The 6136-nt window shown below is 71.1% G+C and carries 7 protein-coding genes; 4 read left to right on the plus strand and 3 right to left on the minus strand.

Going from position 1 to position 6136, the window contains the following annotated elements:
• Nucleotides 1–402: AraC family ligand binding domain-containing protein (locus AB7U92_RS20005; protein WP_428581052.1), on the minus strand; the 402-nt coding region annotated here is incomplete at its 3' end.
• 101 nt (nt 403–503) lie between these two features.
• On the opposite strand from AB7U92_RS20005, the gene AB7U92_RS20010 reads away from it, so the two are divergent.
• The gene (locus tag AB7U92_RS20010) at nt 504–1754 is read left to right on the plus strand and encodes an MFS transporter (protein ID WP_428581055.1); all 1251 of its coding nucleotides are present in this window, start codon (nt 504–506) and stop codon (nt 1752–1754) included.
• Nucleotides 1751–3460, plus strand: a complete 1710-nt coding sequence (locus tag AB7U92_RS20015; RefSeq protein ID WP_428581058.1) for a thiamine pyrophosphate-binding protein — start codon at nt 1751–1753, stop codon at nt 3458–3460. The genes AB7U92_RS20010 and AB7U92_RS20015 overlap by 4 nt, the downstream gene beginning before the upstream one ends.
• On the opposite strand, the gene yedA is transcribed toward AB7U92_RS20015, so the two are convergent.
• Complete coding sequence (gene yedA, locus AB7U92_RS20020) at nt 3444–4358, minus strand: drug/metabolite exporter YedA (protein WP_428581061.1); 915 nt, start codon at nt 4356–4358, stop codon at nt 3444–3446. The two genes, AB7U92_RS20015 and yedA, sit on opposite strands and share 17 nt — an antisense overlap.
• Nucleotides 4359–4451: 93 nt before the next feature.
• Here yedA and AB7U92_RS20025 point away from each other — a divergent pair, with 93 nt between their 5' ends.
• Entirely contained in the window at nt 4452–4943 is a 492-nt protein-coding gene (locus tag AB7U92_RS20025) for an Lrp/AsnC family transcriptional regulator (protein WP_428581064.1), read from the plus strand.
• Nucleotides 4940–5449, plus strand: a complete 510-nt coding sequence (gene rraA / locus AB7U92_RS20030) for a ribonuclease E activity regulator RraA (RefSeq protein ID WP_428581067.1) — start codon at nt 4940–4942, stop codon at nt 5447–5449. The genes AB7U92_RS20025 and rraA overlap by 4 nt, the downstream gene beginning before the upstream one ends.
• Here rraA and AB7U92_RS20035 read toward each other — a convergent pair.
• Nucleotides 5446–6136, minus strand: a 691-nt coding sequence (locus tag AB7U92_RS20035) for a pyridoxal-phosphate dependent enzyme (RefSeq protein ID WP_428581070.1), incomplete at its 5' end; no start/stop codon positions are given. The two genes, rraA and AB7U92_RS20035, sit on opposite strands and share 4 nt — an antisense overlap.

Consider the following 6136-nt stretch of genomic DNA (forward strand, 5'->3'; position numbering starts at 1 on the left):
GAGGTGGGCCACCAGCTCGCGCAGCAGCGGCGAGACCTCCAGCACGCGGCACGCCGGCCAGCGCTGGAACGGCGTGTCCGCAGCCGGGCCGAGAAAGCGGGCGCTCGGGTGCACGTACAACGTGCGGATCTCGGCGTCTTCCAGCACGGTGACCACGTGCTCCACGCCGGGCGGGATCCACAGCGCCCGCGTCGGCGGCACGAGGTAGGTGCTGCTGCCGGCCTGCAGCCGGATCACCCCGGTGGCCGACATCGCCACCTGCGCCCAGGGGTGGCTGTGCGGCTCGACGCGCGTGTCGGCCGCCAGCCGGCGCAGCTTGGCGCGCAGCGGCCGTTCGACGCTGGGGGCGAAGGCCAGCGGGTCGATCGGCGGCACGCTGCGGCGGCGCTTCGGGTGGTTCATGGGCGGCTTTGGCAGGATCTCGACAGAGATTGGCTTTCTATCGTAACTGCGACGGACTCCCCGCGCCTACAGTGAAGCTCAGTTTCTCGATTCGCCTCCCGATGACCGCTCCCACCGCCTCGCTGCGCGACGACGCCCGCACCATCGGCCTGATCGGCCTGGCACACGGCACCTCGCACTTCTTCCACATGCTGCTGCCGCCGCTGTTCCCGCTGTTCATCCGGGACTTCGGCCTGAGCTACTCCGAGCTCGGCCTGCTGGTCAGCACCTTCTTCGTGATCTCGGGCATCGGCCAGGCGCTGGCCGGTTTTCTGGTCGACCGCGTCGGGGCGCGCCCGGTGCTGTTCGCGGCCCTGTCCTGCTTCGCGCTGGCTGCGCTGGCCGCTGCGACGGCGCAGGGCTACGCCGGGCTGATGGCGGCGGCGGCGCTGGCCGGCCTGGGCAACTCGCCGTTCCACCCGGTGGACTTCACCATCCTCAACAAGCGGGTCTCGCAGGCGCGCCTGGGCCACGCCTTCTCGGTGCACGGCATCTCCGGCAACCTGGGCTGGGCGGCGGCACCGGTTTTCATGGCGGCGATGAAAGCCGCCACCGGCTCCTGGCGCTGGGCGGCGGCGGGCGCCGCGCTGTGGGCGCTGATCGTGCTGGCCACGATGGTGATCAATCGCCACGCCATTGACGACCGCTCGGCGACCTGGCCTCTGGCGGCAGCCGGCAAGGCGGGTGGCCCGGCCGTAGCCGAGCATCCGCTCGCCTTCCTGCGCTTGCCGTCGGTGTGGCTGTGCTTCTCGTTCTTCTTCTGGTCGACCTGTGCGCTGTCGGCGGTGCAGAGCTTCGCCGGCCCGGCGCTACAGAAGCTGCACGGCCTGCCTCTGACCATCACCTCCTTCGTCGTCACCGGGTTCATGCTGTGCGGCGCGGCGGGCATGGTGGTGGGCGGCTTCCTCGCCGCACGCGGCCAGCGGCTGGAGCGCACCATCGGGGTCTGCCTGCTCGGCGCCGCGCTGCTGCTCTTCCTCGCCGGGCTGCCCGGCCTGCCGGGGCTGCTGGCGGCGGCGCTGGCGGCGCTAGCCGGCTTCGGCACTGGCCTGGCGGGTCCGTCGCGCGACATGCTGATCAAGCGCGCCGCGCCGCCGGGGGCCACCGGCCGCGTCTACGGCACCGTGTACTCGGGGCTGGATCTGGGCTTCGCGCTGGCTGCGCCGGTATTCGGCGCCATCCTCGACCACGGCTCGCCCTCGGGCGTGTTCAGCGGCGCTGCGCTGGCGCTGCTGGGCGGCGTGCTGTCGGCGGCGCTGGTGGGGGCCGGTGTGGCGCGATCGCAGGGCCGCGCGGCGAAAATGGCCGCATGACGCCACGAATCGCCGGACACGCCCTCGTCGAAGCCCTGGTCGCCCAGGGCGTCACCACCGCCTTCGGCGTGCCCGGCGAGAGCTATCTCGCCGTGCTCGACGGCTTCCACGAACACCGCGAGCGCATTCGCTTCGTCGCCTGTCGCCAGGAGGGCGGCGCCGCCTTCATGGCCGAGGCGCAGGGCAAGCTGACCGGCCGCCCCGGCATCTGCTTCGTCACCCGTGGCCCGGGCGCCACCAACGCCTCGATCGGCCTGCACACCGCCTTCCAGGACAGCACGCCGATGATCCTGTTCGTCGGCCAGGTGGCCGGTGACCAGCGCGACCGCGAGGCCTTCCAGGAACTCGACTACCGCCAGGTGTTCGGCCCCGGCACCCTGGGCATGGCCAAGTGGGTGGGCGAGGTGCAGTCGGCCGACCGGCTGCCCGAATACGTCGCCCGCGCCTTCCACACCGCGATGCAGGGCCGCCCCGGGCCCGTGGTGCTGGTGCTGCCCGAAGACCTGCTGACCACGCCGACGGTTGCACCCGTGCTGCCGCGCGTCGAGCCCGTGCAGGCCTGGCCGGCGCCCGGGCCGCTGCGCGACCTGCGGGCGATGCTGGTGGCCGCGCAGCGGCCGTTCGTGATCGCCGGCGGCGGGGGCTGGGATGCCGAGGGCGCGCGGGCGCTGCAGCGATTCGCCGAGAACTGGCAGCTGCCGGTGGGCTGCGGCTTCCGCTTCCAGGACACGTTCGACAACCGCCATCCGCTCTATGCCGGCGACGTCGGCATCGGCATCAATCCGAAGCTCGCCGCGCGCATCCGCGAGGCCGACCTGGTCATCGCGCTCGGCGTACGCCTCGGCGAGATGACCACCGGCGGCTACACGCTGCTCGAAGCGCCGCAGCCGAAGCAGAAGCTCGTGCACCTGCATGCCGGTGCCGAAGAACTCGGCCGCGTCTACGCCGCCGACCTGATGCTGCAGGCCTCGGTGAACCACGCCGCGAAGGCGCTGGAGTCGCTGACCGCGCCGCCGCAAGTGGCCTGGAGCGCCTGGAGCGAGGCGGCCGCGGCGGACTACGCCGCCAACCGCGTGCCGCCGGCGGTGGAGCCGCTGGACATGGCGCAAGTCGTGCTCACGCTCGAACGCCTGGTGCCCGAGGACAGCGTGTTCACCAACGGCGCCGGCAACTACAGCGGCTGGCTGCACCGCTACCTGTGCTACCGTGGCCTGCAGCACCATGGCCGCACGCAGCTGGCGCCGACCTCCGGCGCGATGGGCTACGGCGTGCCGGCCGCGATCGCGGCCTCGCTGCTGTACCCGCAGCGCACGGTGATCAACCTCGCCGGCGACGGCGACTTCCTGATGACGGGGCAGGAACTCGCCACGGCCACCGGCTACGGCGCGGGGCGCGGGGCCGGCAGGCTGATCAGCCTGGTGGTCGACAACGGAAGCTACGGCACCATCCGCATGCACCAGGAGCGCGAGTTTCCGGGGCGCGTATCGGGCAGCGATCTCTTCAACCCCGACTTCGCCGCGCTGGCGCGGGCCTACGGCTGGAACGCGTGCAAGGTCGAGGCCACCACGCAGTTCGAGCCGGCATTGCGCAACGCACTGGCCGCCGACGGCCCGACACTGATCCACCTGAAGCTCGACACCGATGTCAGCACCACGCGCACCACACTGGGCGCGATCCGCGAGGCCGCGCTCAAGCGCTCCGCTTGAGCGCCGCCCCGCGCAGCATCAGCACCACGCCGGCCAGCACCACTCCGGCGGCGGCCCATTCGAAGCCGCTGACCACCTCGCCGAGCACGGCCACGCCGAGCAGCATCGCGATCACCGGGTTGACGAAGGTGTAGCTCGAGGCCAGCCCGGCGCTCGCATGGGCGAGCAGGTGCATGTAGGCGTTGAAGGCGATCAGCGAGCCGGCCACCACGAGGTAGACCCAGGCCGCCACGGCGGACGGCTGCGGCGGCCACTGCGGCCGCTCGCCGGCGAACCATGACAGCACCATCAGCACCGCGCCGCCGCACAGCATCTCGCTGGCGAAGCCCATGGCGCCCGGCGCGAGCGGCAGGCTGCGCTGGCTGAGCACGCTGCCCACCGACCAGGTCAGGCAGGCGATGGCGATCGCCGCCAGCCCGGCGGGCGAAGCCTGGAAGCCGGCACCCTGGGTGAGCATCAACACGCCGGCGAGGCCGACCACGATGCCGGCCAGCTCCAGCCGTCCCGGCTTCACGCCCCAGATGAGGTTGAGCGCGGCGATCATCAGCGGCACCACCGCGATGAAGGCCACCACCAGCCCCGAGCCGACGCTGGTCTCGGCCACCGCCGTGCCGCCCATGCCGCCGCCGAGCATCAGCGCACCCACCACCAGCGCGTTGCGCCACTGCGTTCGCGTCGGCCAGGCCGCGCCGCGCCAGTGCATCCAGGCCATCAGCAGCGCGCCGGCCGCGAGGAAGCGCGTGCCCATCTGCCAGAAGGGTGGGAAGCTCAGCAGCGCGAACTTGATGGCGAGGTAGGTCGAGCCCCAGATCAGCCAGGTGGCGGCCAGGCAGAGCAGGATCAGCGTGGACAACGGGGCGGCGCGTGGCGCCGAGGCGGCAAGGGAGGGCGTGGTCATGGCGAGATCGTATGAAAGCGGCTTGTCCGAAGCCATGGTCGGATCAAGTTCTTCGGGCCACAATGGCCACGACTTTCAAGGAGATCGCACTCCATGGCCTTGAACTTCGATCTCGATGCCCACGACACCCGCATCCTTGCCGAACTGCAGGCCGATGCCCGCCTGACCATGGCCGAACTCGGCCGCCGCGTGCACCTGAGCCAGCCGGCCGTCACCGAGCGCGTGCGCAAGCTGGAGGCGGCCGGTGTCATCACCGGATACCGTGCCACGGTCGACCTGGGTCGCCTCGGCTACGGCATTCGGGCGCTGATCCGCATCGGCCGCGCCGAATATGCGCGGGTGGTCAAGCTCATCCAGCAGACGCCCGAGTGCATCAATGCCTACAACGTGACCGGCGAGGACAGCTGGGTGCTGGAGATCGCCGTGATCGACGTGGCCCATCTCGATGCCGTGGTGAGCAAGTTCTGCCTGCTCACCGAGACCGCCACTTCCATCATCCTGAATCCCGCGCGCGAGCATCAACCCATGCTGCCGCCGCGCCGCGAGGACGTCAAACCGCCCATCCGCAAGGTGACCCACGCATGAACGTCCCGACCGATTTCTCCACCTGTGACCTCTGCGATGCCCACAAGGCCGGCTATGCCGGAGGTGACGGTGCCTTCCGCGTGCTGCCGCCGGTGTTCGCCAGCTACGGCGGCCGCGCGACGTTCTGCGGCCCGGTGCTCACGGTCCAGTGCTTCGAGGACAACTCGCCAGTGAAGGCCGCGCTCGAGTCGCCCGGGGAAGGGCGTGTGCTGGTGGTCGACGGCGGCGGCTCGGTGCGCCGCGCGCTGATCGGCGGCAACATCGCCTCGGCCGCCGCGAAGAACGGCTGGGCCGGCGTGGTGATCGACGGCGCGGCACGCGACAAGGCCGAGCTGGCCGCCGCCAATGTGGGCATCCGCGCGCTCGCGCTGGTGCCCATGCCCACCGACCGCAAGGCCCCCGGCCAGACTGGCGTCCCGGTGCGCATCCAGGGGATCTGGGTGCGCACCGGCGACTGGCTCTATGCCGACGAGGACGGCATCGTGGTGATGCCGCCCCAGGCTTAGGCGGGTACCGCGGGCAGGCCCGACAGCGCCATCGCCAGTTCCTTCTCGTCGTACGGCTGGTCGACCAGCTTGCCGGCCATGTAGTTGCTGTAGGCCGTCATGTCGAAGTGGCCGTGGCCGCACAGGTTGAAGAGGATGGTCTCGCTCTTGCCCTCGCGCTTGCAGCGCAGCGCTTCCTCGATCGCGCCCTTGACGGCGTGATTCGCCTCCGGCGCGGGCACGATGCCTTCGCTGCGCGCGAACAGCACGCCGGCCTCGAAGCAGACGTTCTGGTGATAGGCCGTGGCTTCGATCAGGCCAAGCTCCTTCAGGTGCGACACCATCGGCGCCATGCCGTGGTAGCGCAGCCCGCCGGCGTGGAAGCCCGGCGGCGTGAAGGTGCTGCCCAGGGTGTGCATCTTGGTCAAAGGCGTGAGGTGGGCGGTGTCGCCGAAGTCGTAGGCGTACTTGCCGCGCGTCAAGCTCGGGCAGGCCGCCGGCTCCACGGCCACGATGCGGCGCTTGCGGCCTCCTCGCAGCTGCAGGCCGAGGAAGGGGAAGCTGATGCCGGCGAAGTTGCTGCCGCCGCCGGTGCAGCCCACCACCACGTCGGGGTCGTCACCGGCCATCTCGAGCTGCAGGATCGCCTCCTGGCCGATGATGGTCTGGTGCATCAGCACGTGGTTGAGCACCGAGCCGAGCGCGTAC

The organism is Piscinibacter sp., assembly GCF_050175855.1.
Classification (GTDB): domain Bacteria; phylum Pseudomonadota; class Gammaproteobacteria; order Burkholderiales; family Burkholderiaceae_C; genus Piscinibacter.